25 protein-coding genes and 2 pseudogenes are annotated in these 25,005 nt (G+C 71.3%); 8 read left to right on the top strand and 19 right to left on the bottom strand.

The annotated features are described in order from the left end of the window. Positions 1–17: 17 nt before the first annotated feature. The 11 genes and pseudogenes from ACFYOP_RS24790 to ACFYOP_RS24740 form a co-directional block, all read right to left on the bottom strand. Complete coding sequence (locus ACFYOP_RS24790; RefSeq protein WP_356893573.1) at positions 18–2,408, bottom strand: LuxR C-terminal-related transcriptional regulator; 2,391 nt, start codon at positions 2,406–2,408, stop codon at positions 18–20. Positions 2,409–2,578: 170 nt separating this feature from the next. Then, entirely contained in the window at positions 2,579–2,746 is a 168-nt protein-coding gene (locus ACFYOP_RS24785) for a hypothetical protein (RefSeq protein ID WP_356893575.1), read from the bottom strand. Between the two features lie 45 nt (positions 2,747–2,791). Further along, on the bottom strand, positions 2,792–3,148 hold the full coding sequence (locus ACFYOP_RS24780; protein WP_356893577.1) for a PRC-barrel domain-containing protein: 357 nt from the start codon (positions 3,146–3,148) through the stop codon (positions 2,792–2,794). 287 nt (positions 3,149–3,435) lie between these two features. Beyond that, positions 3,436–4,560, bottom strand: a complete 1,125-nt coding sequence (locus ACFYOP_RS24775; RefSeq protein WP_356893579.1) for an amidinotransferase — start codon at positions 4,558–4,560, stop codon at positions 3,436–3,438. 174 nt (positions 4,561–4,734) lie between these two features. Then, positions 4,735–5,235 (bottom strand): gluconokinase, encoded by a 501-nt coding sequence (locus ACFYOP_RS24770; protein ID WP_356893581.1) that lies wholly within the window; start codon positions 5,233–5,235, stop codon positions 4,735–4,737. Further along, positions 5,232–6,302, bottom strand: a complete 1,071-nt coding sequence (locus ACFYOP_RS24765; protein WP_356893583.1) for a glucose 1-dehydrogenase — start codon at positions 6,300–6,302, stop codon at positions 5,232–5,234. The genes ACFYOP_RS24770 and ACFYOP_RS24765 overlap by 4 nt, the downstream gene beginning before the upstream one ends. Positions 6,303–6,404: 102 nt before the next feature. Next, positions 6,405–6,650: a hypothetical protein gene (locus ACFYOP_RS24760; protein WP_356893585.1), complete on the bottom strand. Its 246-nt coding sequence runs from the start codon at positions 6,648–6,650 to the stop codon at positions 6,405–6,407. A gap of 186 nt (positions 6,651–6,836) precedes the next feature. Beyond that, complete coding sequence (locus ACFYOP_RS24755; RefSeq protein ID WP_388452863.1) at positions 6,837–7,286, bottom strand: hypothetical protein; 450 nt, start codon at positions 7,284–7,286, stop codon at positions 6,837–6,839. A gap of 262 nt (positions 7,287–7,548) precedes the next feature. Beyond that, positions 7,549–8,121: a GNAT family N-acetyltransferase gene (locus ACFYOP_RS24750; RefSeq protein WP_356893589.1), complete on the bottom strand. Its 573-nt coding sequence runs from the start codon at positions 8,119–8,121 to the stop codon at positions 7,549–7,551. A 12-nt stretch (positions 8,122–8,133) separates the two neighbouring features. Continuing rightward, positions 8,134–8,325 (bottom strand): annotated as a pseudogene (locus tag ACFYOP_RS24745) (helix-turn-helix domain-containing protein); the annotation flags it as partial. 215 nt (positions 8,326–8,540) lie between these two features. Then, on the bottom strand, positions 8,541–10,043 hold the full coding sequence (locus ACFYOP_RS24740) for a SulP family inorganic anion transporter (protein WP_356893591.1): 1,503 nt from the start codon (positions 10,041–10,043) through the stop codon (positions 8,541–8,543). A 396-nt stretch (positions 10,044–10,439) separates the two neighbouring features. Between ACFYOP_RS24740 and ACFYOP_RS24735 the strand changes: the two genes are divergently transcribed. Further along, entirely contained in the window at positions 10,440–10,835 is a 396-nt protein-coding gene (locus ACFYOP_RS24735) for a MerR family transcriptional regulator (protein ID WP_356893745.1), read from the top strand. A 215-nt stretch (positions 10,836–11,050) separates the two neighbouring features. On the opposite strand, the gene ACFYOP_RS24730 is transcribed toward ACFYOP_RS24735, so the two are convergent. After that, the gene (locus tag ACFYOP_RS24730) at positions 11,051–11,464 is read right to left on the bottom strand and encodes an arsenate reductase ArsC (RefSeq protein WP_356893593.1); all 414 of its coding nucleotides are present in this window, start codon (positions 11,462–11,464) and stop codon (positions 11,051–11,053) included. 93 nt (positions 11,465–11,557) lie between these two features. Between ACFYOP_RS24730 and ACFYOP_RS24725 the strand changes: the two genes are divergently transcribed. From ACFYOP_RS24725 to ACFYOP_RS24715, 3 genes are read left to right on the top strand one after another with little or no spacing between them, the layout of a single operon-like run. Then, positions 11,558–11,872 carry a metalloregulator ArsR/SmtB family transcription factor gene (locus tag ACFYOP_RS24725; RefSeq protein WP_356893595.1) on the top strand — a complete coding sequence of 105 codons (315 nt, stop codon included), beginning with the start codon at positions 11,558–11,560 and terminating at the stop codon, positions 11,870–11,872. Next, on the top strand, positions 11,869–12,951 hold the full coding sequence (gene arsB, locus ACFYOP_RS24720) for an ACR3 family arsenite efflux transporter (protein WP_356893597.1): 1,083 nt from the start codon (positions 11,869–11,871) through the stop codon (positions 12,949–12,951). The genes ACFYOP_RS24725 and arsB overlap by 4 nt, the downstream gene beginning before the upstream one ends. After that, the gene (locus tag ACFYOP_RS24715; RefSeq protein WP_356893599.1) at positions 12,948–14,012 is read left to right on the top strand and encodes an ArsO family NAD(P)H-dependent flavin-containing monooxygenase; all 1,065 of its coding nucleotides are present in this window, start codon (positions 12,948–12,950) and stop codon (positions 14,010–14,012) included. The genes arsB and ACFYOP_RS24715 overlap by 4 nt, the downstream gene beginning before the upstream one ends. A 27-nt stretch (positions 14,013–14,039) precedes the next feature. Here the strand turns inward: ACFYOP_RS24715 and ACFYOP_RS24710 are convergent, their stop codons facing one another. Beyond that, positions 14,040–14,804, bottom strand: a complete 765-nt coding sequence (locus tag ACFYOP_RS24710; RefSeq protein ID WP_356893601.1) for a hypothetical protein — start codon at positions 14,802–14,804, stop codon at positions 14,040–14,042. Positions 14,805–15,364: 560 nt separating this feature from the next. Between ACFYOP_RS24710 and ACFYOP_RS24705 the strand changes: the two genes are divergently transcribed. Continuing rightward, positions 15,365–16,009: a LysE family translocator gene (locus tag ACFYOP_RS24705; protein WP_356893603.1), complete on the top strand. Its 645-nt coding sequence runs from the start codon at positions 15,365–15,367 to the stop codon at positions 16,007–16,009. 61 nt (positions 16,010–16,070) lie between these two features. Here ACFYOP_RS24705 and ACFYOP_RS24700 read toward each other — a convergent pair whose 3' ends face one another. Both ACFYOP_RS24700 and ACFYOP_RS24695 read right to left on the bottom strand, forming a co-directional pair. After that, positions 16,071–17,672 (bottom strand): peptide chain release factor 3, encoded by a 1,602-nt coding sequence (locus ACFYOP_RS24700; protein WP_356893605.1) that lies wholly within the window; start codon positions 17,670–17,672, stop codon positions 16,071–16,073. A gap of 481 nt (positions 17,673–18,153) precedes the next feature. Continuing rightward, the gene (locus ACFYOP_RS24695) at positions 18,154–18,792 is read right to left on the bottom strand and encodes a class I SAM-dependent methyltransferase (RefSeq protein ID WP_356893607.1); all 639 of its coding nucleotides are present in this window, start codon (positions 18,790–18,792) and stop codon (positions 18,154–18,156) included. Between the two features lie 27 nt (positions 18,793–18,819). On the opposite strand from ACFYOP_RS24695, the pseudogene ACFYOP_RS24690 reads away from it, so the two are divergent. Together ACFYOP_RS24690 and ACFYOP_RS24685 are read left to right on the top strand one after the other, a co-directional pair. Next, positions 18,820–19,149 (top strand): annotated as a pseudogene (locus ACFYOP_RS24690) (GMC family oxidoreductase N-terminal domain-containing protein); the annotation flags it as partial. A 544-nt stretch (positions 19,150–19,693) separates the two neighbouring features. After that, positions 19,694–20,104 carry an excalibur calcium-binding protein gene (locus ACFYOP_RS24685; RefSeq protein ID WP_356893609.1) on the top strand — a complete coding sequence of 137 codons (411 nt, stop codon included), beginning with the start codon at positions 19,694–19,696 and terminating at the stop codon, positions 20,102–20,104. An 82-nt stretch (positions 20,105–20,186) separates the two neighbouring features. On the opposite strand, the gene ACFYOP_RS24680 is transcribed toward ACFYOP_RS24685, so the two are convergent. Continuing rightward, on the bottom strand, positions 20,187–20,771 hold the full coding sequence (locus ACFYOP_RS24680) for a TetR/AcrR family transcriptional regulator (RefSeq protein ID WP_356893611.1): 585 nt from the start codon (positions 20,769–20,771) through the stop codon (positions 20,187–20,189). Between the two features lie 99 nt (positions 20,772–20,870). Here ACFYOP_RS24680 and ACFYOP_RS24675 point away from each other — a divergent pair, with 99 nt between their 5' ends. Further along, positions 20,871–22,265: an MFS transporter gene (locus tag ACFYOP_RS24675; protein WP_356893613.1), complete on the top strand. Its 1,395-nt coding sequence runs from the start codon at positions 20,871–20,873 to the stop codon at positions 22,263–22,265. A gap of 92 nt (positions 22,266–22,357) precedes the next feature. On the opposite strand, the gene ACFYOP_RS24670 is transcribed toward ACFYOP_RS24675, so the two are convergent. The 3 genes from ACFYOP_RS24670 to ACFYOP_RS24660 all read right to left on the bottom strand — a co-directional run bounded on the left by ACFYOP_RS24670 (position 22,358) and on the right by ACFYOP_RS24660 (position 24,990). Further along, a complete protein-coding gene (locus ACFYOP_RS24670; RefSeq protein WP_356893615.1) occupies positions 22,358–22,918 on the bottom strand; it encodes a pyridoxamine 5'-phosphate oxidase family protein in 561 nt (186 codons plus the stop codon). 106 nt (positions 22,919–23,024) lie between these two features. Next, a complete protein-coding gene (locus tag ACFYOP_RS24665) occupies positions 23,025–24,257 on the bottom strand; it encodes a cytochrome P450 (protein WP_356893617.1) in 1,233 nt (410 codons plus the stop codon). A 67-nt stretch (positions 24,258–24,324) separates the two neighbouring features. After that, positions 24,325–24,990: a transcriptional regulator gene (locus ACFYOP_RS24660; RefSeq protein ID WP_356893619.1), complete on the bottom strand. Its 666-nt coding sequence runs from the start codon at positions 24,988–24,990 to the stop codon at positions 24,325–24,327. Positions 24,991–25,005 lie beyond the last annotated feature (15 nt).

Raw genomic sequence — 25,005 nt, 5'->3', positions numbered from 1 at the left:
CGGCGCCGTCGGTACACCTATGCCGAGGGCCACACCGACTCCTCGGGCTGCTCCGGGTGCTCCTGCGGCTCTCGCGGTTCTCGCTGCTCCGGCGGCTCAGGCGGCTCAGGCGGCTCAGGCGGCTCCTGCGCCGGGATCTCCACGCGTGAGGAGATCTTGAGTTTCGCGAGGATGTGCTCCACGTGCGCGTCCACCGTCCGCTTGGAGATGACCAGATCCTCGGCGATCCGCCGGTTCGACAGACCCTTCGCCACGAGCGCGGCGACCTCCCGCTCCCGTGGCGACAGGACGCCGGTGCGCGCCCGCCGCGTCCCGTCCTCCCGCCGGCGGGAGGCCCGGGGCTCCAGCAGCGGCACGTCCGCGTCCGCCCGTACCGACCGCAGGACCGCGGTCCCCGACATCCGCGCCCCGATCCCCCACCAGTGCTCGAACTCCGCGGGGCCGAGCGCGGCCCGTACCGTCCGCTGCACCGACTCCTGCTGTTCCAGCAGAGAGGGCAGCATCGAGACGGGGTCGCCGCTGAGCCGGCGCGCGTTCTCCGCGTACCCCAGCAGCCACCCGGCCCGGACGTACCGCTCGTGCCGTGCGGCATGCCAGCCGAGTACCAGGCAGGCCAGCGCCGCGACCAGCACCTCGCCGATCTCGCTGACGGCCTCCAGTGCCTGGCGTAACGGTTCAGCACTCGCTTCGTGCTCTCCGGCGAGCCACAGGATCACGCCCCGCACTCCCAGCGTGGACCCGTAGAACTGACGGTCGCCGGTGCCCTCCAGGAACGCCAGCCCGGCCTCGCACAGCGCGAGCGCCCCCGCCGTGTCCCCGAACACGGCCCGGAGCAGGGCCCCTTCGTAGTGGACGACGGCCATCCCCAGCCCGTCCTTCACGGCGACGATCCGGTGGCGTGCCGACTCCAGCGCGGCGAACCCTTCCTCGACCTCGCCACCGAACGCGGTCATCGCGCCCAGATACGCGTCGGTGAACAGCCCCACCCGGTCCTCACCGGTGCGGTCCGCCACCTCGCGCGCTTCGCGGAACCGCCCCGGCGCGGTGTCCAGGTCGGCCGTCCACACCGCGAACACGCCCGCCATGAACAGCCCCCAGGCCCGCTCCCCGCAGTCCTCCGGCACCAGGGCGAGCCCCTTGTCGACCCAGTAACGCCCCTCCGACAGAGCTCCGGAAGCACGCCAGTAGGGCCCCAACCGCCACGCCAGCCGCAGCCCCCGCTCCCGCGTGCCCGCACCGTCGTAGGCATGGTGGAGGGCGGCCCTGACGTCGGCGATCTGGGAGCTCACCTCGCGGTACAGCCCGACCTGGGCCGGGGTCAGCAACTCGTCCCACAGGCACCGGCCCAGCTCCTCGAAGTGGGCCAGATGCCGGTCGCGCACGGCCGCCGCGGCTCGCGATCCGTCGAGCCGGTCCGCGCCGTACTCCCGGATCGTGTCGAGCAGCCGGTAACGGGAGTCCCGCTCCCCCAGGCGCTGCACCACGGACTTGTCGACCAGCCCGATGAGGGCTTCGAGCACGTCCTCGCGCGACAGCACGCCGTCGGCGCAGACCTGCTCGACCGTGGCCAGGTCGAACGGACCGGCGAAGACCGACAGACGCTGCCACAGCTGCCGTTCCCGGCGGGTGCACAGCTCGTACGACCAGCCGATCGCCTTCCTCAGCGTCCGGTGCCGCAGGGACGCGGTGCGCAGCCCGCCCGTGAGCGTGTCCAGCCTGCGGTCGAGCCGGGCCGCGAGCTCCGGCAGCGGAACGGCGCGCAGGCGTACGGCCGCGAGTTCCAGCGCCAGCGGGATGCCGTCCAGCCGCTCGGCGAGGCCGGCCAGCTGGCCGCGGTTGTCCGCCGTGACGGCGAACCCCGGCACGACGGCCGCGGCCCGCTCGACGAACAGGTCCACGGCGTCCTCCGTGCCGAACTGCGCGAGCTGCACGCACCGCTCGCCGGGTACGTCCAGCGGCTGCCGGCTGGTGGCGAGAACGCTCACCCCCTCCGCCTCGCGCAAGAGGATGTCGCAGAGCATCCCGCAGGCGTCGAGCACGTGTTCGCAGGTGTCGAGCACGATGAGCAGCCGTCGTCCCCGCAGATGCGCCACCACGGCATCGATCGGCGCCATGCCCAGTTGCTCGGGCGCGTCGAGCACGGTCGCGAGCGTCGCGGGAAGCAGCTCCGCGTCCCGCAGGGACGACAGCTCGACCAGCCAGATCCCGTCGGGGAAACGTTCCCGCACGGCGGCGGCCGCACGCAGTGCCGTGCGGCTCTTGCCGACACCACCGGGCCCGACCAGGGTCACCAGCCGTGACCCCTCGAAACCCGTTTCGATCAGGCGGAGCTCCTCGACGCGGCCGACAAAGCTCGTACGCTCCACCGGCAGCTCTCCCCTTCTGCGCTGCCCGAATCCGAATCCCATGGCACCCCCGCGGCCATCGTTCCGCCGCCCCCAGTGGGCACCGGCGCGCCACAGCGTACGCAAGTCGTCGCGTGGGGTGATGCGAGTGCGGTGCGATCACCTGATCGGGTCATTCTCTGGCCATGGCCGTGGCGGTCGCCGACGGGACGACCGTCGGGCGGCGGACTCGCTCAGCGCGGGTTGCGTCCCTTACGCCGTCCCATGCGCAGGCCGAGGAAGAGGACGGCGGCGAGGAAGACGACCACGCCGATGATCAGTAGATAGAAGAGGCCCTCGACGGCGACGCCGATGATGCCCAGGACGACCGCGACAAGGACGAGGAGCAGGAAGGTCGACATCGTGGTGCCTTTCTCGCGGGCTTCACACTCGTGGTGACATTCCGGTCAGCGTCGTGCGAGTCGCCGTTCGCCGCCGGTTCCGGTCCGGTGGTCCAGTTCGTAGTGCTTGAAGACGGCGGGCTCGTCCTCGGCGGGCAGCACCCCGTCGAGGTCGATCGAGGGCGCACTCTTGGCCAGTTTCTTCGCCACGGCCACCTGGACGTAGTCGGGGCCGACCCGCGCGTCGTACAGCGGCACGAAGGCCAGGCGATGACGGGTGGGGAGGCCGATCTTCACGGTGCAGAAGGAGGGCAGATCGGTGCTCGTGTCGACGTAGACGGCCTCCAGAGTGCCGATCTTGTCGCCGCCGACGTCGACCACGTCTCGGCCGCGCCACTCTCTGATGTCAGTGCACTCGAACACGGGATGCTCCCCCGGACTTCGAACGGTGGATCGACGAGTACCCGGAGGGTCCGTTCTCATGCACCGCACGGGAACGACGGGGCGGGCCGGATACATCCCACACGCTCGCACGGCCGGCCCGCTGCCGCACTCCGGCCGCCCGCCCGGGGGCGGCCCCGCCGGCTGTCCTGTTCCCGCCCCTGCGGGACCGGACGGTGCCCTGCACCCGGGCCGCGTTCGAGGGCGTTCGCGCCGGGCGTTCCTGCACCGGACTCGGCTGGGCGTGAGGGAAGCCCCCGGAACCCGGATCAGTCGACGTACGACTCGAGCGTGCCGCGGCGCCGGACGTCGAGTGTCGCGCAGTGGAACGAGCCGCCGAACGGCGCGTAGTGCAGCAGGTCGCACGGGATCGGCTCGAAGCCCCAGCGTTCGAGCGTGCGCAGCATCCCGGTGTGGTGCCGCTCCGCGATGACCCGCTTCTCGTCGATCATGAGTACGTTCATGCTGAGCCACCTGCCGCACATCGAGGTCAGTTTGAGCAGGCGCTCGTCGATCGGGTCGGGTTCGGGCGCGACCAGGACGTCCCACGAACTCAGGACGTCGGGCAGGCGGTCGACGTCGATGTACTCGGGGTTGACCATGACCTTGCCGGGCGCGAGCAGGACGAACGTGGTGTCGATGTGCATCGGTGTGCGGCAGCGGCTCTCGATCTCGTGGATGCGGTAGCCGGGGCCGAGGTGGCGGCGCAGCCAGTCGATGCCCATCCGGTTGGTGACATTGCTGCGGGTGACGAACAGGTCCCGGCCCGCACGGACGAAGTCCGCCGCGTCGAAGACCGGCTCGAACTCGGTGAGGATGTAGCGCATCGGCTCGCCGGCCTTGGGGACGCGGAAGTCCGGCTCGAACAGTTCGTCGGTGAGCTGCGGCCTCGGCGCCGCCGTCCAGCGCGCGCCGCGCCGGAAGTAGTCCTTGAGGACCGCGCGATAGGAGTGGGTCTCGAAGTACCGGCACGGCCAGGCCATCGGGGTCTCGATGATCTCGTCGCCGATCACCAGCATGCTGTCGCGCGGGCAGGTGTTGCAGAAACCGCGTGACGACCAGTCGGGAGTGCTGAAGCGCTGTCTGTGGTCGACCGCGTCCGGGCGCCTGACCGTGACGCCGAGGGACTCCAGCAGAGCGACGAACTGATCGAGCTCCTGCTGTGCCTGCTCGACCAGTCTGCCCGGATATCTGAGTCCGGCGGCGAGGCCCTGCAACCGCGCGCCCCACGGTGGGATGTTGCACGCCACCACCGGGTGGCTGGAGGGGATCGTGGCGCCGTCGAGACGCCCGACGATGATCTCCTCCAGCGGGTCCCACTCGTTGTGCGATCCGACCGGCGACACCAGGGGTTCGGTGGCTTTGGCGGTCGTGACCGCCGGCTCCGGCATCATGCGCGGACCGCCGCTGACGTGCGGGAACGGCCGCGTGCCGCCGCTTCCGCCGGAATGCCCGACCTATGCGCTACCGCCATGCTCAACCACTTTCGATCACGGAAGTCCAGCAACCCATCGTATCCGATCCGTTACCTGAAGCGACCGTGCGCGGGCTCTTTCGTTGCATGGCGCTCACCGGTCCATGACAGCGGCGTACGCCAGCGCGGCCGTCTCCTCCGGCGTGCCGTCGATGGCGATCGCCGCCCCGGACTCGTCGGGCCCCAGCGGTTCCAGCGCGTCGATCTGGGACCGCAGCAGGCTCGCCGGCATGAAGTGGCCCTCGCGTGCCGCGAGCCGGCCGGCGATGAGCTCCGCCGAGCCGTCGAGGTGAAGAAAGAAGGCGTCGGGCGACGCGGCGGCCAGACGGTCACGGTAGCCGCGTTTGAGCGCCGAGCAGGTGACCACGCCTCCGTGGTCGGCGTGCCCGGCCAGCCAGGCGGCGATCGCGTCGAGCCACGGGCGGCGGTCCTCGTCGTCCAGCGGGACGCCGGCCCGCATCTTGGCGACGTTGTGCGGCGAATGGAAGTCGTCGGCCTCGGCGTACGGCACGGCGAGACGCCCGGCGAGCTTCTGGCCGATGGTCGTCTTCCCCGACCCCGAGACGCCCGTGACGACGATCAGGGGAGCGCTCACGTGGCATCATCGGCCGACGCGTCGAGGGTCACGACCACCTTCATGTCGTCGGGCCGCGCCGTGAACGCCTCGTCGGCGCGGTCGAGTGGCACTCTGCGGGTGATGAAGCCCTCCAGCCACGACAGGTCGGCCTTCGCCAGCGCGTCCGCCGCCAGTCGGTAGTGCCGCAGGTTGGCGTTGACCGAGCCCACCACGGCGTCGTTCTCGAGCACGATCTCGCGGTTGATGGTGCCGGCCTCGACGCTCAGCTTCCGCCCGGTGGGCGAGACGCCGGTCAGGCACACGATGCCGTAGGGCGCGGTTCCGGACACCGCCTCGAACACCACCTCGGCCGCGCCCGTCGCCTCGATCACGACGTCCGGACGAAGCGACGACATCGCCTTCCCGGCGTCCTCCGAGTGGTACGTCGCGCCGAGCGCCGCGATCAGCGACGGCTTCGGCCCCTCCGTGACGCGGTCCAGCACGTGCACCTCCAGGCCGCGCTGTACGCCGAGCAGGGCGGCCAGCGCGCCGATCGGCCCGGCGCCCGTCACCAGCACCCGCTCCGGCTCGAACCACGACCGGCCGCCGATCCGTTCTACCTGCTCCCACGCCTTGGCGACCACGGACGCCGGCTCCAGCAGCACCCCGACGCGCTCGAGCCGCGCGTCGAGCCGCACCGCGTAGTCGGTCTCGACGCACCACGCCTGGGAGCCGTACCCGTCGATCTCCTTGATGCCGCGTTCGGTGTACCGGCCGTTGCGGCACATGTCGAACTCGCCCCTCGCACACGCCCCGCAGGGCACCGGATCGGGCCGGCGCACCACTCCGACGACCAGATCGCCGGCCGAGAAGCCGCTGCCCGGCGGGGCCTGCCGGACCCGCCCCAGCGACTCGTGGCCCAGCACCAGCCGGTCCCGCGCCGGCGGAGGCCATCCGTAGGCGCCGTCGACGATCTCCTTGTCCGTGCCACAGACCCCCATGGCGAGACCGTCCACCAGGATCTGCCCCTCCCGCGGGTCCGGCTCGGGCAGTTCCCGGACCTCCAGCGAATTCTTGACGTGCGGGCGGACGGTCAGTGCGCGCATCGGCTTCCCTTCTCCGTCGGGCGGACCGCGAGAACCACCGGGCCGGGTATCCCGGCGCGGGAACCGAAAACTCGAAGCGGAGCACGGAGGGTGCGGAGCGGATCAGCGGCTGCCGGAGCCGGTCTCCTCCCCGTCCGGCACGTGCCGGTGAACGTCGCGCTCCGCGGCGGCGTGCCACCACCCGGGTGGGGACGGGCCGGTGACCTCGGCGGTGGACCGGTCCGGATGCAGACCGTGCCGCCGCAGGGCGCCGGCGTGGACGCGAACGCCGAACCAGCCGTGCCAGTGGCCGTCCCGGCCGGTCCCGCAGGCGAGGTCCCAGCGGATCTCGTCCTGGCCGAAGGGCATCCAGTCGAGCCCGCGCTCACGCAGTCAAGCGCGGACGGCCGCCATCGGCCGGGGGCGGCCCGGCAGGTTCTCGTAGGCGGCCACAGTGATCCAGTCGGGGCTCGGCGTGTCCATGGTGTCCATGGTGCCCTCGCCGCGACAAGCCGTGTTCTTCGTCCGCCGTCGGCGGGGCGGCCGCAGCTGCGTTCACTGCCGCTTGTCCCCGGCCGCCAGCATGGCCGCGGCCTCGTGGAGGGCCTGGTCGAGCAGGATCGGGTCGTTGAGGGATCCTCTGCCGTCGGGCGGTACGAGCCAGCGCGTTCCACCGGGGGCCCGGCCGGGGCAGGGGACGACGATCCATGTGCCCCGGCCCGCTCCGCGCGCGTCCGTGCCGGCCCAGCGGTCGGCGGTGCCGGGGGGCACGAAGAATCCGGTGCGGGTGCCGCCCAGGTCGGCGAGCACCGGGCCCGGGGAGTCGACGCGGCGGGCGAGCACGTCGAAGGCCGGATAACCGATTCTTCCGGGGACCAGCAGGACGTCCCACAGTTTGCCCGCCGGCAGAAGCTGGGTCTGGAAGGGGTTGCGCTCCCACTCCAGGCGGACGGCCCGGGGCTCGGGTGCGGCCGCCGCCAGCCACGCCACCGCTGCCCTGGTCATCGATTCGCTCACGGCTGATCTCCCTGTCGCTGCACGCCGCAGACGCGGCGTCATGAGGGAGAGGCGGTTGTGCGGCAGCCATGACGCGGGTCCGTTCACATTGCCCCGAACGGCCTATCCGGCGAACGTCCATCCACGACGCCGGGCAACCTGCCTCCGCGCCGCTCACGGGTCAGCGCGGAACGGCTCGGCGCGGCTCGGCGTCAGACCGCTCAGCGCGGCGCGGCTCAGCGCGGCGCGGCTCAGCCCGGCGCGGTACGGCTCAGCGCAGGCCGAGCCGCATCAGGACCCGGGGATGACCGGCCAGCACCGAGGTGGTGTCGGCGGCGTGGACGAACCCGGCGCGCTCGAAGTTCTTCCTGAGGCCCGCGTACGCCATCGTCAGGTCGACCTTGGCGTCACCGTTGTCGAGCGGGTACGCCTCGACCGCCGGGGCGCCCCGGGTACGGGCGAAGTCGACGGCGCCGGCGATGAGGGCGTGCGAGATGCCCTGCTTGCGGTGGCCGGGGCGTACGCGGATGCACCACAGGGACCAGACCGGCAGGTCGTCGATGTGCGGGATCTTCCGGTTGCGTGCGAACGTCGTGCCCGAGCGGGGTGCCACGGCGGCCCAGCCGACCGGCTCGCCGCCGTCGTACGCGAGGACTCCGGGCGGGGGTTCCGCCCGGCACAGCTCGGCGACGTACTCGCCGCGGGCCGGGCCGCGCAGCCCGTTGTTGAGCTTGGACGGGATCCGGTAGCTCAGGCACCAGCAGACGCCGGCTCCGGGCGACTTGGGGCCGAGCACGGAGCGGACGTCCTCGAAGACGGAAGCCGGGCGCACTTCGATGGCCATGGCACCACGATGTCACAACGCTCGTGGCGACACCGCACGGCCGGCGGATTCCCCGGTCTCCTGCGCCTCCTCGGCCGCCTCCGGCTCCCAGCGCAGCAGATCGCCCGGCTGGCACTCGAGCACCTCGCAGAGCGCGCCGAGCGTCGCGAACCGCACCGCCTTGGCACTGCCGTTCTAGAGGACCGCCAGGTTGGCGGGGGTGATGGGAGGCCCTTGTGCGGGGCGGTTGCTGTAGAGGACCCGCTGGAGACCGGCGAGCGCGAGGCCGGCCCCTCACCGACGACGTGGCGGAGGCCGCCGAGCTGCTGGACTCCTTCGCGCACCTGGACTGACCCGCAAAGCCGCCCGCCCCGAGCATGCCGTCGTCGGCGCTCGGGGCGGGCGGTCGGGGCCGAATCCGTATCGGTCGACGAGGTTCGTCAGTGGCCGGCGGTGAGCTGTCCGGCGAGTTTGCCGTGCATGTCGGCGCTGGGCTTGTTCAGGCCGATGATGGTGACCTTCTTGCCGCGCTGGGCGTACTTGGTCTCGATGGCGTCGAGGGCGGCCACCGAGGAGGCGTCCCAGATGTGGGCGTCGGAGAGGTCGATGACGACGTCGTCCGGGTCGTCCTTGTAGTCGAACTGGTAGACGAGGTCGTTGGAGGAGGCGAAGAACAGCTCGCCGGTGACCGCGTAGACGACCTGGTTGCCGTCGGGGTCCATGACTCCGGTGACCTCGGCGAGGTGCGCGACCCGCTTGGCGAAGATGACCATGGCGGTGATCGAGCCGAGCACCACGCCGATGGCCAGGTTGTGGGTGACCACCACGGCGGCGACGGTGACGACCATGACGGTGGTCTCGCCGACCGGCATCCGCTTCAGCGTCTTGGGCTGGACCGAGTGCCAGTCGAACGTGGCGACGGACACCATGACCATCACCGCGACCAGCGCGGCCATCGGGATGTCGGAGACGACCGGACCGAAGACGATGCACAGGACCATCAGGAACGCACCGGCCAGGAACGTCGACAGCCGGGTGCGGGCACCCGACACCTTCACGTTGATCATGGTCTGGCCGATCATGGCGCAGCCGCCCATGCCGCCGAAGAAGCCGGTGATGACGTTGGCGATGCCCTGGCCGAGGGATTCGCGGGTCTTGTTGGAGTGGGTGTCGGTGATGTCGTCGACGAGCTTGGCGGTCATCAGCGATTCCATCAGCCCGACCAGCGCGAACGCGAAGGCGTAGGGGGCGATGGTGGTCAGCGTGTCCATCGTGAACGGCACGTCCGGCAGGCCGGGGACGGGGAGCGAGGAGGGCAGGTCGCCCTTGTCGCCCACGGTCGGCACCGCGATTCCCGCCGCGACCGTGATCACGGTGAGGATGGCGATGGAGACCAGCGGGGCCGGGACGACCTTGGTGATCCTCGGGAAGAACACCATCAGCGCCAGCCCGCCGATGATCAGCGGGTAGACGGCCCACGGCACGTCCGTCATCTCGGGGACCTGCGCCATGAAGATCAGGATGGCGAGGGCGTTGACGAAGCCGACCATGACCGAGCGGGGCACGAAGCGCATCAGCTTCGCGACGCCGAGGGCGCCGAGGACGATCTGGATCAGTCCGCCGAGGATGACGGCGGCGATCAGATAGCCGAGGCCGTACTCATGGTTGAGCGGTGCGATGACCAGGGCCATCGCACCGGTGGCGGCCGAGATCATGGCCTTGCGGCCGCCCACGATGGAGATCACCACGGCCATGGTGAAGGAGGCGAAGAGTCCGACGGCGGGGTCGACACCGGCGATGATCGAGAAGGAGATCGCCTCGGGGATCAGCGCCAGGGCCACGACGAGACCGGCCAGCACCTCGGTGCGGAAGACCTTCGGGGAGGCGAGCCAGTCGGGCTTCGACATACCCAGCTTGGGACCTGCGGTCAGCGGTGAAGACATGCAACCGTTTCTGTTCAGGCGCACACATCCACCTGAGGATGCAAGCGCGTCGTACTCGACTCCGCATCGGGGCGAAATCCCGGCGGCCCGGCCTCGACGGGGGCCCTGCCGGTGCGAGTGACAGCCGAAGCGGCTGCCGATCGGGCATCATTGCCCGGAAGTCTTCGGGTGCCGGTGGGCCCGATCAGGGCCCGGCTCCGGCTGAGACGCCCCTTCCGCGCTTGCGCAGCACGGGCGGCCTCGACCAACACTGTACCCTGACGTGAGGGCAGAGTGCGACTTGCGGCTTATGAAATGCAGGTAAACACGAGCTCGGATCATGTGATCCCAGACACGTGCGCCGGGGGACTTCACTCGTTCGAATTTCCGGGAAACGCAGAAGGAGAAGGCGTGACGATGACAGAGCGGCAGATGCAGATCGGCGAGGTCGCCGAGCGGACCGGTTTGTCGCTGCGCACCATCCGTCACTACGAGGAAGTGGGCCTCGTCGCGCCTTCCGCCCGGAGCAAGGGCGGCTTCCGTCTCTACACCGAGGCCGACGTCGAGCGCCTGATGGTCATCCGCCGTATGAAGCCGCTGGACTTCTCGCTCGAGGAGATGCGGGACCTGCTGGAGATCACCGACAGGCTCGCCGGCACCGACGTGGAGGTCCCCGCCGACGAGAAGGCCCGGCTGCGCGAGCGCCTCGACTCCTACCGCAAGGTCGCCGACGCCCGCTGCGAGACGCTGCGCGCACAACTGCTGGCGGCCGAGGACTTCGCCGCGACGCTGCGCCGCCGGCTGGGGAACTGACGGCGGCAGGAGCGGTCCTGGGTGCGGGACGCCCTCTTCCGCCACTGCCGGCCGGCGGATGGAGTCGGGCCGCCGGAGGTCAGGCGGCGGTGCGGCCTGGGCCTGGCGGTAGGTGCGGTCGACGGCGCCCGGGGTGTTCGCACACGACGACGGAAACGGACCCGCAGGTAGCCCCGTCGTCCGGGGCGGGCCGGGCCCGGAAGCCGCGCCCGCGCTCAGGCCCTCCGCTCCGGAGCGATCTCCGCGATCAGGCCCTCGACGCGCTTCTTGATCTCGTCGCGGATCGGACGGACGGCCTCGACGCCCTGGCCGGCCGGGTCCTCCAACGTCCAGTCCAGGTAGCGCTTGCCGGGGAAGACCGGGCAGGTGTCGCCGCAGCCCATGGTGATGCAGACATCGGACGCCTTGACGGCGTCGACCGTGAGGATCTTCGGCGTCTCCGCGGTGATGTCGATGCCGACCTCGCGCATCGCTTCCACGGCCGCCGGGTTGACCTGGCCGGCCGGTGCGGAGCCGGCCGAGCGGACCTCGACGCGGTCGCCGGCCAGGTGGCTGAGCCACGCGGCGGCCATCTGCGAACGGCCGGCGTTGTGGACACAGACGAACAGCACAGAGGGCTTCTCGGACATCAGCCAGATCTCTCTTGTCTCACATCGGCATCAGGCACCGGTGACATCAGCACCTGGTGGCTTCAGCGGCCACTGATGTGACAGTATCAGCCCATGATGACGTCAGTCGACACTGAACTGATCCGGGTGCTCGCCGACCCGCTCAGGATCCGGATCGTGACCCTTCTCGCCAAGGAGACGCTCTGCACGACCCATCTCGTGGAAGAGACGGGCGCACGGCAGACCAACCTCTCCAACCACCTGAGAGTGCTGCGCGAGGCCGGGGTCGTCGAGACCGAGCCGTGCGGCCGCTTCACGTACTACAAGCTGCGCCCGGAAGTCATCGAGGCCGTGGCGGGATCCTTCGCGGAGCTCGCCGGTGCCGCCCGTGCCACCCGAGCCGCCGACACGAAGAGGGCATGTCCGTGACCCGCACCAAAGCGCCCGCGACGACCGAGGAAGCCTCGGTCGTCGCGAAGCTTTCGACGCTCGACCGTTTTCTCGCCGTCTGGATCCTGCTCGCCATGGGCCTGGGGCTCGGTCTCGGCCGGTTGATCCCGGGGCTGAACGACGCCCTCGCGAAGGTCGAGATCGGCGGCATCTCGCTGCCGATCGCCGTCGGCCTGCTGATCATGATGTATCCGGTCCTGGCGAAGGTCCGCTACGACAGCCTCGACGCCGTCACCGGCGACCGCCGGCTGATGATCTCGTCGCTCGTCGTCAACTGGGTCCTCGGCCCCGCCGTCATGTTCGCGCTGGCATGGGCGTTCCTGCCGGACCTGCCCGAGTACCGCACCGGCCTGATCATCGTCGGCCTCGCCCGCTGCATCGCCATGGTCATCATCTGGAACGACCTGGCCTGCGGCGACCGTGAGGCGGCCGCCGTCCTGGTGGCGCTGAACTCCGTCTTCCAGGTCATCGCCTTCGGTGTGCTGGGCTGGTTCTACCTCGACCTGCTGCCCGGCTGGCTCGGCCTCGGCAACGGCGAGACCCTCGACATCTCCATGTGGCGGATCGCCCTCAACGTCGCCATCTTCCTCGGCGTCCCACTCCTGGCCGGCTTCCTGACCCGCCGCATCGGCGAGCAGAAGCTCGGCCGCGAGTCCTACGAGAGCGGCTTCCTGCCGAAGATCGGCCCCTGGGCGCTGTACGGACTGCTGTTCACGATCGTCATCCTCTTCGCCCTCCAGGGGAAGACGATCACCTCCCAGCCGCTGGACGTCGCCCGCATCGCCCTGCCCCTGCTGGTGTACTTCGCGGTGATGTGGTTCGGCACCTTCCTGCTCGGCAGGCTGATCGGCCTCACCTACGAGCGCACGACCACGCTGGCTTTCACCGCGGCCGGCAACAACTTCGAGCTCGCCATCGCGGTCGCGATCGCCACCTTCGGCGTCACGTCCGGACAGGCCCTGTCCGGCGTCGTCGGCCCGCTCATCGAGGTCCCCGTCCTGGTCGCGCTCGTCTATGTGTCGCTGGCCTGGCGCAAGAAGTTCACGGCGGCCGTGTGACCCGGCACGCCGACGTGGTGGTGATCGGCGGCGGCCAGTCCGGGCTCGCCGCCGGTTACCACCTGCGCCGTCTCGGCGTGGACCTCGTCGTCCTCGACGCGCGGTCCACGCCCGGCGGGGCCTGGCAGCACGCCTGGGACTCGCTGCGCCTCTTCTCCCCCGCCGCGTACTCCTCGCTGCCCGGCCGCCTCATGCCCGCGCAGCCCGGCGCGACGTATCCGGACGCGCGGCACGTCGTCGACTACCTCACCGACTACGAGCAGCGCTACGACCTGCCGGTCCGGCGCCCGGTCCGGGTGCGCTCGGTGCACCACGACGGGGCGTTCCTGCGCGTCGAGACCGACTCGGGCGGATGGCGTGCCCGGGCCGTCGTCAGCGCGACCGGCACCTGGTGGCGGCCGTTCGTGCCCGCCGTACCCGGCCGCGACCGCTTCACCGGCCGGCAACTGCACACCGTCGACCACCGGGGGCCCGCCGACCACGCGGGGCAGCGCGTCGTCGTCGTCGGTGGCGGCAACTCGGGCGCCCAGATCGCCGCCGACCTGGCGTACGCCACCGAACTCACCTGGGTCACCCGCCGCCCGCCCCGCTTCCTCGCCGACGACATCGACGGCCGCGTCCTCTTCGACGCGGCCACCGCCCGCCGCCGCGCCCTCGACCAAGGCCGCACCGACACCGGCGGGGTCGCGTCGCTCGGGGACATCGTCGCCGTACCCCCCGTACGGGAGGCGCGTGACGCGGGCCTGCTGAAGGCGTCCCCGATGTTCGCGCGCCTCACGGCCCGCGGCGTTCAGTGGGCCGACGGGACCACCGCGGAGGCGGACGCGGTCGTCTGGTGCACCGGCTTCCGGCCCGCCCTCTCCCACCTCGCGCCCCTCGGCCTGCGCGGCCCGCGCGGTCACATCCCCACCACCGGCACCCGCGCCACCGCCGAACCGAGGCTGCACCTGCTCGGCTACGGCGACTGGACCGGCCCCGCCTCCGCCACCCTCATCGGCGTCGGACGCCCGGCCCGCGATGCCGCTCGGGAGATCCAGGAGCTGCTGCGGAGCCGGGCCTGACCTGCTGATCTGGACCCGGTCAGCCGCTCAGGGGTGGAGCAGGTGCAGCCGGCCGGGCAGGGGCTCCAGACGCAGGGGCGCGCGTACGTCGTGCGCCGGTGTGCCGTCGACGTCCAATCGGTAGGTGCCCCAAGGGCGTTCGTACCGTATGCGGCGGACGCGCCGGGTGGCGATGGCCTCACTGCGCACCCGCAGGACGCCGTCCGCCGTGAGCTCGATGTGCAGCGGCAGGCCCGCGGGAGTGGCGATCTTCTCGTTGTCGATCAGGAGGCAGGCGCTGCCGGGGTGCGGCTGGAGGCAGGTGATGGTCAGCCGGCGCACGGCGATGTCGAGCACGTCGCCGGACAGGTGGATGCCTATGACGGAGTGCCGCTGGGCCCCGTAGAGGGTCGGCGCATCGCCTCCGCCGGCGTCTTCGGGAGACGGGCGCTCGGTGAGCAGCGGCAGATTCTGCAGGGCCGCGGCCCGCAGCGCCTGGTCGTACGGGCCGGCGGCGCGTACGAGGAGATGGTGACGCTGACGCCGGCCGCTCTGCGGTATGCGGTGGCGTTCCCCGGCATCCGGCACGGCGCTGAGTTCGACGGTCCGGACACCGTGGTGGGCGAGGCCCTCGCGCAGGAGCCGGGCCCGCTCACGGTCGCCGCGGCTCCAGCCCCGCAGGACGCCCAGCACGCGTCGGCCGGCGGGCAGTTCCTCGGCGAGGCGCACGGCGGCGGACACCAGGCGCTCCGCGCCGCTGTCGCTGTCCCGGCTCTCGACACCAGAGGTAGGAGGAGGCGTACGGGACGGCATTGCGGGTCTCCTTGCGTGTGTCACGGCGCTGTGCCCCTGAGAAGAGGACGCACGGCCGCGCTCCCCCGTCGTGGACCGCGTGGCCCGCGAGTCCGGAACGGTGTCAGGGCAGGACGCCGGAGCCGCGGGCGGCGGCGGTGAGGCCGCCCCGGAAGCGCCGCGGCACCCCGCCCGGGGTGGTCCCGGGGGCGGAGTCTCCGGCGGAAACTCCCGACCACGCATCTCTAACCTAGTGCGAGGGTTGGCCACTTGTGAATTCCTTCCGGTCCGCACCAGTTGAGTGGTGGACTCTCACACTGATGCAGAGTCCTCTGCCGTCGGCCGATCACTGGACACGTCCTGCCGACGCGGCGGTCCCCGGTAGATCCTCCACCCGACGGTGGCCGGGGCCGCCCATCCGCCGCTCTGTCTGCGGTGCGCCCGTTCGGCGGAGCCGCGCGGGCCGGCCGTATTCTCAGGCAGGCGACGCGGGCACTGCCGATGCGTCGCAGCCGTCCGTCGCCGGCGGGCGTCGCCTGCGCCGGGTACCGGGTGCCCGGCTGACGAACGGGAGTTGACCAGTGATCAGTCCGGCCGCAGTGGGGGGCGTGGCCCTGGTCGAATTGGGCATGGCCCTGACCCCGGGACCGAACATGATCCACCTCGCCTCCCGCGCGATCACCCAAGGCCGCAGGGCCGGCCTGGTCAGCCTGAGCGGGACCGCCGTGGGATTCCTGTGCTATCTGCTGGCCGCGGCCGCCGGCCTGTCCGCGTTGTTCGCCGCCGTGCCGCTCGCCTTCACGGTGGTCAAGCTCGCCGGGGCCGCCTATCTGGCCTATCTGGCCTGGGACATGCTCAAGCCCGGTGGCCGTTCGCCCTTCGCTCCGTCCCGGGACCTGCCTCCTGTCTCCGACGCGCGCCTGTTCTCGATGGGGCTCCTGACCAACCTGCTCAACCCCAAGATCGCTCTCATGTACGCCGCTCTTCTGCCCCAGTTCATGGATCCGCAGGCGGGTCCGGCCTGGGCGCAACTGCTGCAGCTCGGTGGTGTGCAGATCATCGTGGGGATCTCCGTGAATGCTCTGATCATGCTGGGAGCAGCACGGGTGTCGGGGTTTCTGGCTGCCCGGCCCCGCGTGATGACCGCTCAGCGGTTCACGGCAGGCGGCTTGCTCGGTGTCTTCGCGCTGCGCACAGCCCTGTCCCGTACGCCTGCTGCGGCCTGAGCCATGCACGTGCGCCTTGCAGACCTGGAGACCGGTGCTGCTGCGATCGGCCGGGCAGTGCCTAGTCGTGGGCGGCCAGGAGGTGTTCGAGGCGGGCGTCGGGGAAGGCCCGCTCGAAGGAGTTGGCCTGCCAGCGGTCCGGGAACAGGGCGAGCACGGCCTTGTCCCGGACACGGGTCAGCGCCTCGCCCTTCACCAGCCGCGAACCGTTCAGGTCCGCGGCGCCGGCCGCGTCGGTGGCGCGCGCCAGATGGTAGGGCAGCATCTCCAGCCGCACGGGAGCGGAGAACTCGCCTGCCATCCGGGCGGACACGACGTCGAACTGCATGGGGCCGACGGCCGCGAGGACCGGAGCCTGGTCGCCGCGCACGTCCGACACGAGGACCTGGACGACACCCTCCTCGTCCAACTGGGCGATGCCACGCCGGAACTGCTTCGAGCGGCCGATGTCCTCGGGGCGCACGACCGCGAAGTGCTCGGGCGCGAAGGTCGGCATCGGCGGGAAGAGCGCGGGCGGCCCGGCGTACAGGGTGTCCCCCACGCGCAGCGAGGCCGCGTTGACGAGACCCACCACGTCGCCGGGGTAGGCGGTGTCGACCATGGAGCGGTCCTGGCCGAAGACGCTGTGCGCGTACTTGGTCGCGAACGGTTTCCCGGAGGCGGCCCGGGTCACGGTCGCGCCGCGTTCGAAGACGCCCGAGCAGACTCGCAGGAAGGCGATCCGGTCGCGGTGCGAGGGGTCCATGTTGGCCTGCACCTTGAACACGAGCCCGGAGAACGGCGCGTCGAGCGGTCGGCTGCCGCCGCCTTCCAGCGGGCGCGGGCCGGGCGGCGGGGCGAGGTCCACGACGGCGTCCAGCAGCAGCCGGACACCGATGTTCGAGATCGCCGCACCGAAGAACACGGGGGTGGAGGTGCCCGCAAGGAACGATTCGCGGTCGAATCCGGCCTCGTCCGCGTGGAGAAGTTCCAGCTCCTCCATGGCCTGTTCCCAGTCGGCGCCTTCCGCGAGGGCGGCCTCCTCCGCCGGGACCGTCTCCTCGATCGCCTCACGGGCGCCGCCGGGCGTCCGGGTGTAGCGCAGCATCCGCCCGGGTTCGCGTGCGTCGATCAGGCCGCGCATGTGACCCGCGACGCCGACCGGCCAGGTCACCGGGGTGGGCCGCAGCCGGAACTCGCGCTCGATCTCGTCCAGCAGCTCCAGCGCTTCACGGCCGGGCCGGTCCCACTTGTTGATGAAGGTGATCACAGGGATGCCGCGGTGACGGCAGACGTCGAAGAGCTTGCGGGTCTGCTCCTCCAGGCCCTTGGCCGCGTCGATCAGCATCACCGCGCAGTCCACCGCCGCCAGCACCCGGTAGGTGTCCTCGGAGAAGTCCGCGTGCCCGGGGGTGTCGAGCAGGTTCAGCACACACCCGCGATGGGCGAACTGCAGCACCGCGGAGGTGACGGAGATCCCGCGCGCCTTCTCCATCTCCATCCAGTCCGACGCGACACCGCGCCGGCCCGACTTCCCGTGCACGGCACCGGCCTCGGTGATCGCGTGCGCGTGCAGGGCCAGGGCCTCGGTGAGGGTGGACTTGCCCGCGTCCGGATGGCTGATCACGGCGAAGGTCCGCCGCCGGGCAGCCTCGGAAGCCGCCCCCTGGGTGGTGGCGCTCATCGGCGTCCCGCCCTCGAGGCCGTCGGGGCATCGACGAGGCGGGCCGGTCGCCCGTACGGGGAACGGGCGCACTCCCCGGCCGCCCCCGGCTCCCGCCGCAGGTCCTCGCGGCGCTCGTCGGCCCGCACCCAGTGTTTCCGCAACCTCGTCACCAATTCCTCGTACGCTTGCTCAACGCTCAACGCTCTCGGGCAGGGGCCTGTCCGGGCCCGCCGTGTCGGGCGGCCGGTCCCGGCAAGGCCCGCCCGCGCCTGGTCAGGAGGCCGCACCCTTCGCACCGGTGGGAGCCGGCGCACCTCCGCCTCGGCATGGAGCCGGAAGCCCGTGCGCTCGGACAGCTCGCCGATCCGCATCAGCTTTCCGCCCACAGTAACCGCCTGCGCCGTGTCGTCCGCGCCACCCACCCCAAACCTACCCTGACGTCAGGGTAGCTTGGCAATCGCCGCAGCGGGGCGGCCTCCGACGGGCCACCGCCGTCGGGTCACCTCCGCCCTTCCTTCCCCCCGGCCGCCGAGGACGCGGGCGTCCGCCGCGCCCGCAGAACCGTGTCGCGGGTGTGGTGCGTGCCGGCGGGCGCGGGCGCGGTTCGTGGGCGGATCTCGTTGACCAGGGCCGTCCAGTCACGGTCGAGAAGGCGGGCGATGCCGCCGGGCACGCAGTAGGCGTCGGGGTCGAACCCGTGCCCATGTTCCGGGGACAGGTCCGCGAGGTCATGGCCGACGACGAGCAGCGTGCCGCCGGGGGCGACGGCGTCGAGCAGACCGCGCAGCGCGGTGCGGTCCGGCTGTCGCGCGAGCGGAAAGCACTGCGCGGACACCAGGTCGAACGCGCCGGCCGGAGGCGGCGAGGTGGTCAGGTCGGCGTGTGTCCACGTCACACGGTCCTCGACGTCCGGGGCCGCGGCGGCTGCGCACCGGAGGGCGGTCGGTGAGACGTCGACCGCGGTGACCTGCCAGCCGTGCCGGGCCGGCCAGTGCGCGTCGGCGCCTTCACCGCATCCCACGTCGAGGGCTCGCCCGGGCGCAAGGTCGGTGACCTCGGTGACGAGCACTCCGTTGGGAGCGCCGCTGAGGACCTGGTCGCGGCTGCGGTACATGTCGTCCCAGTGCTGACTGTCCATGTTCTCTGCACTCTCCCAGGGGATGGAATGAGCGTGTACGGCTACGTCATCGTCGGCGCCGGATCCGCGGGCTCCGTGCTGGCGGCGCGGCTGTCGGAGGATCCCGACGTCCGGGTGGCCCTGATCGAGGCAGGCGGCCCCGACACGGCGCAGGAGATCCATGTCCCGGCGGCCTTCCCCCAGTTGTTCAAGAGCGACCTGGACTGGGACCTCGACACCGACCCGGAGCCGGGGCTCGGCGGCCGCCGGACCTACGTCCCCCGGGGCAAGATGTTCGGCGGCACCAGCTCGATGAACGCGATGATCTACATCCGGGGCAACCGCGCCGACTACGACGGCTGGGCCGCGGCCGGGGCCACCGCCTCGACCCCGCCCTCGCACAGCGGCCGACAGTCCGCCTCCCCGAAGTCCCCGCTCTCCGGAGAGAAACTGTCGTGCACCGCCCATGCCCGCCCGCCGGACGACCCCGACTCCAGCACCTGACGCGGCAGCCCGTCGAGCCGCTCGGCGGCTGCGTCGGCGCTCAGCCCGCGGACGAAGACAAGGCTCACCTCGTGGCCCGGACACGTCTCCCCGAGCCGCCTGTCGATCCGACTTTGCATGTCGGCAACGTAGTTGCACCCACTGGCATCGACGCTCGTGGGCGGGCTCCGGTGATCGTGACCGTCCCACCGGCCGGGCGGCTGCCGGCCTGGAACACGTTGGCCGGACGGTTCACATGCCCGCCGCGGTTCGGCAACCGGTGCGCACCCATGTGGGTGCACACGGTCACCGCAGAGCCGATGCCTCCGGCTACGCCGTCGGGGCGGCGTGACACCCGTTCGGCCCACCTGCCGACGCCCCGTGGGGGCCGTGCTCCTAGGGTCGAACCGACCGTCTCGGGGCACATGAGGAGGTCCAAGTGAATCGCCGTACCGCTGTGGCCGGCATAGCTCTGGCTTTCGCCTTCATCGCTCCGCTCTCCGGCGCGGCCCATGCTCAGCCCGATCTCGACTGCCGTGACTTCCGCTTCCAGGAAGACGCCCAGGCGGTGTTCGACCGCGATCGCAGCGACCCGCACCGGCTGGATGAGGATCCGGGGCCCGATGACGGCATCGCGTGCGAAGTCCTGCCGAGGCGGGGCCTCATTTCCGCCACCCGCGCGCCTCTACCCGCGAGTCCCACCGTGATGCCCACCCGAGGCACCGAGGGCGGAACGGGCGGCGCGGCGCGGGAGTCCGGCAACCTGGAGATCGGCATCGGCCTCGGCCTGGCGGTCGGCGCGACCGCAGGCATCGCGTACACGGTGGTCCGGCGCCGTCGCCGAACCTGACCACGACCAGTCCCCGGCCCGGCCGCCCCTCGTCCCTCCCAACCTGGCGCGGGAGGGACGGTCCATGCCGGGGGACCATCCTCTAGCCGGTCGGCCTGCATGCCGCCAGCACCGTTTCCGTGATCAGGCGTGGCGCATCCGCCCGGTCCAGCCGTCCCTTGGCCACATCCTCCGCCGCCCCCTTGATGACATGGTGCAGGACGCTGGCCAGCCAACTGGCGGGGAGATCCTGGCGGAAGACCCCCTCCGCCTGCCCCCGTCCGATCAGGTCGCCGACGCGGTGCTCCGGCTTGGCGTGGAGTTCGCGGAGCCGCCCCGGCGGCAGGGCCGCCTGCGCGGCTTCGAGGAGCGCGCTCGACTGGGCGATCAGCAGCCAGCTCGATCCGATCAGGCTGCGCAGAGCTTCACGGGGATCGCCTGCGAGATCCAGCTCCGCCAGGACCTCCTCCCCCCGGCCGATCAGTCCCGTCAGCGCCGTCTCGATCAGGACGTCCCGGGAGGGGAAGTGGCCGTACAGGGTGACCCGGCCGACTCCCGCCGCCTGAGCGATCTCGCTCACGCTCGCTTCCGGGTTCCGGCTCAGGCAGGCCACTGCCGCGTCGATGATCTTCTCCACGTTCTGCTGCGCATCGGACCTCCGTGCGGGCTTGGCCACCGAACGTGACATACAACCTCCACCTTCGAACTCGAACAGCATTGTATGAGTTACAGTACCCAACGGAAATTGAACACCCGTGTTCGACTTAACCCGAAAGGGCCCAAAGTCATGACCGAATCCGTTGCGGCCACCCCAGAGACGCACAGCCCCGATCCACGGCGCTGGAAGATCCTCGGGCTCGTGGGCGTCGCCCAGTTGATGCTGATCCTCGATGTCACCGTCGTGGCGATCGCCCTGCCCCACATGGGGGCGGAGCTTTCACTCGAGCGGGAAACGCTCACCTGGGTCGTGAGCGGTTACACCCTCGCCTTCGGCGGACTGCTCCTCCTCGGCGGCCGCGCCGCCGACCTCTTCGGCGCCCGACGGCTCCTGCTGGTGGGCCTGGCGCTGTTCGCCGCCGCGTCCCTGGTCGCCGGACTGGCGACCTCCGGTCCCATGCTGCTGGGCGGTCGCGTCACGCAGGGGCTGGCGGCGGCGATGCTGTCACCGTCGGCGCTCGCGCTGGTCGTCACGCTCTTCGAGGGCGACGAGCGGAACAAGGCGCTCGGGATCTGGTCCGCACTGGGCGGCAGCGGCGCGGCCCTGGGCGTTCTCCTCGGAGGACTTCTCACCGCGGGACCGGGATGGCCGTGGGTCTTCTACATCAACGTCCCCGTCGGCGTGGTGCTGCTCCTGACCCTCCGGACGCAGCTTCCCCGGCAGCAGCGCTCCGGCACGAACGGCCGGCTCGACGTGCCGGGCGCCGTGCTTGTGACGGCCGCGACCGGCACGTTGACGTACGCGCTCATCAGGGCCGGCGACCAGGGGTGGGCGACGCTGACGACGGCCGCTCTGTTCCTGGCGGCGGTGGTGCTCTACGCGGCGTTCGTCGTGCGCCAGCGCCTGGCGGCGAGCCCGCTCATGGACGTCAAGCTGCTGGCCCGGCGACCGGTCGCGGCGGGCACCGTGCTCATTCTCGTGGCCACAGCGCTGATGATCATGGTCTTCTTCCTCGGCACGTTCTATCTGCAGGACCACCGCGAGTACGGCGCGCTCATGACGGGTGTCCTCTTCCTTCCCGTGGCGCTGCTGACCATGGCGGGCGCCAGCGCGGCCGGCAAGATCATCGGTCGTACGGGGCCGCGGGTCCTGGGAGTTGCCGGACTCCTCGTCGCGGCCGTCGGGATGACGGTTCCCGCACTCTGGAGCGGCACGGTGGCCATGGTCGCCGGCGTGGGCGTCGCGGCGGCCGGAACCGGAGTGGTGTTCGTGGTGGCTTCCGCCACGGCGCTGGGGCAGATCGAACCCCATGAAGCCGGCCTGGCTTCCGGCATCGTCAGCACGTTCCACGAGTTCGGGGCCTCACTCGGCGCCGCGGTCGTGTCCAGCATGGCGGCGGCCAGTATCGCCGGAACGGACGCCGCGGGGTTCTCCCGCGGCTTCGCGACCGGCGCGGTCGTGGCTGTCGTGGCCGCTCTGCTGGCCTTCGTCATCACGCCGAGCCCGCGACCGGCGGCGGCGTAGCCGAACGCGGCAGGAGGCCGGTGGGAACGTGGTTCCCACCGGCCTCACCGCTGCCGTCGAGGACCGGCCCCAAAGCTCCCGAGCCGGAAGCGCTACGCGAGGAGTTCCTCGACCGGCAGCTCGACGCGTCGGTCGATCCGGTCGTGCTCCCAGGTCCGTGTGTCGATCAGCCACCACCGCTCCACCTCGATCAGGTAGAGGCGGTGATCGGCCGGCGCCCTCAGTGACGTCGGCGGCAACGCCCACCGGGCACGCTCCGCCGCGTCCGGGAACACGGCCTCGTAGAAGGCGGAGTGATACCGGCCCAGGTCACCGGCCGGCACCTCCGCGCAGGTCCCGGTGAACTGGGCGCCGTCGACAGCGGCGATGTCCAGCCCGGCAGCACCTGCGCCGAGGAAGAGTGAGCCGCTGATCTGCGGCGACGAGGCGATGTCGCGGCTGTGCCGGGATCCGCGCGCCGAGCCGAACAGGAAACGCAACGGGTCGCCGAGCCAGGCGTACTCCATCGTCGCCACCCAGGGACGCCCGTCCGGAGAGACCGTGGCGAGGTTCAAGTACCGTGCTTCGTCCAGAAGTCGGCGGGTCCGGTCCACCATGCTGTCCAGGTCCGCGGCGGTCACCGCGGGCCGCAAGGGCGGGGAGCTGTCAGGCATCCGATTCTCCAGGGTCGCGGGACACGCGCGGCCGTCGGCCGAACGCGCTCGACGGTGGCCCTGTGCCGGTCGTCCGAACGGCGGCCGGCACAGGGCGCGCCGGTTGCTACGAGTGGCGCAGGAAGACGGGCAGCGCGGTGAGGCCGTTGCCGATGAAGGTGCGTTCGTGCTCCGTCTCGTCGGGCTTGATGGCGAGTTGGAGCCGCGGGAAGCGGTCGAACAGAGCCGGCAGCGCCACCAGGGCCTCGAGCCGGGCCAGATGTGAGCCCGGGCAGAAGTGGGCCCCCTGGCTGAAGGCGATGTGGTCCTTGTCCGCCCGGTCGATGTCGAAGACGTCGGGCCTGTCGTGGACGGCGGGGTCGCGGCCGTGTGCTCCGTAGGCGATCAGTATCGCGTCGCCGGCCCGGATGACGACGCCCTCCCCGAGGTCGATGTCCTCGACGGCCCATCGCATCGGGAGGTGCATGACGGGGCAGTGGAGACGCAGCGACTCCTCGATCGCGTCGGTCCACCGGCCCGGTTCCGCGTCGCGCAGGGTCCGGAGCTGCTCCGGGTGGGCGAGCAGTTCCCGCACGGTGTGATCGAGCAGGTTGATCGTGGTCGTGCTGCCGCCGCCGAGCATGAGGAGCAGCGTCGAGATCAACTCGTGTTCCGTGAGGGGGTCGTTGCCCTCCTCCCGGGCGGCGAGGAGGAAGCTGGTGAGGTCCTCCCCCGGGTCCTGGCGTTTGGTGTCGATGAGGGTCCGCATCGTCGAGACCAGATCGTTGTTGATGGCGAGCGACTCCTCCTCGGTGACGTCGGTTTCGCCGACCGCCACGAAGAGGTGCAGCACCTTGGCCCGCTGGTCCGCGGGCACGCCGAACAGGTCGCAGATCATCTCGGTCGGCACCCGGTAGGAGAAGGCCGCGTGCAGGTCCACGGCCTCGTCGGCCGGCCGGGCCGCGAGTTCGTCCAGGAGCCGGTTCACAATGGCCTCGACCTGCGGTCGCATCGCCTGGACGCGCCGAGGGGTGAAGGCCGGCGTGATCAGTTTCCGCAGCCGCGCGTGGTCCTTTCCCTCCGCGGTGGCCATGGAGTCCACGTCCACCCACGGGGACAGCCAGGGCACCGAGCCCGGCTCGTAGCTCGGTACGTTCTTCTTGAGGTTCCTTGAGACGCCCGGGTGCGTCAGCAGCAGCCTGACGACATCGCCGCGCGTGACCGACCAGGCGCCGACGCCTTCGGGCAACTGGACGGGGACGGCGGGCCCCATCTCACGGAGCCGGTCGACCTGTTCGTACATGCACCGGCCGCCCGAGCTGTCGAGGGCCGTGGTGGGGGCCGTACTGAAGGCAATCATGGGTACCCCTTGCAGCTAGCTGTTTCCAGGAATTCGGTGCGGTGCCGTGCCCGTCCGGCGGTGTGCTTCACCCGTGGACGGCGTCCGGCGTGAGGGAGCGCCAGAACGCGGTCTCGTAGGCGTGGACCATCCGGGCGGTCCGCAGGGCCTCGACCGGGTCGTCGCCCGCGGAGATGCCTTCCTGCAGCGTGGCCTCGGCCTGTTCCAGGAGTTCGCGCGGCGTGTCGGCGAAGAAGAGGAAATGCGCGACCGCCTCCTCGCCGAATCCGTACCGGGACCGCAACGCATCGGCGGTACGCGCGTACTGGCGTCCGGACGCCTCCACGTTGGCGAGCAGCGCGAGGGCCATGTCACTGCGCGCGCCGAAGAGGGCTGTCTGTGTCAGGAAGGCGGGGTATGCCTGGGCGAGCGGCGCCGGCTCGTGGGCGGCCAGCTGCTGCTCGTCCATGCCGAGCGCGGCGGCGAAGTCCAGCAGCAGGCTCAGGGCCTGCCCCTCTCCTTGCGCCATCGAGAGGAAGAGATCGCCTGCCGGAGGTGACGGGAACCGGGAGGCGAGCAGGGCGAAGCTGCGCCGGTCGCTGCCTACGAGGCGGTACAGCTCACCGGCCAGCACCGTGAGAGTCTCCTTCGGCAGCCGGCCCGCTTCGAGCAGCTCCAGGAAGCGGTTCGCCGCGGGCTGTCCGGCCACCTGCTGCCGCGCCGACTCGATCAGGTGGGTGAGGTCGTCGTCCATCGTGTGCTCCTTGTC

This window comes from Streptomyces sp. NPDC006294, from assembly GCF_042870895.1.
Classification (GTDB): Bacteria; Actinomycetota; Actinomycetes; order Streptomycetales; family Streptomycetaceae; genus Streptomyces.
This window is presented reverse-complemented; position numbering and strand designations above follow the sequence as displayed.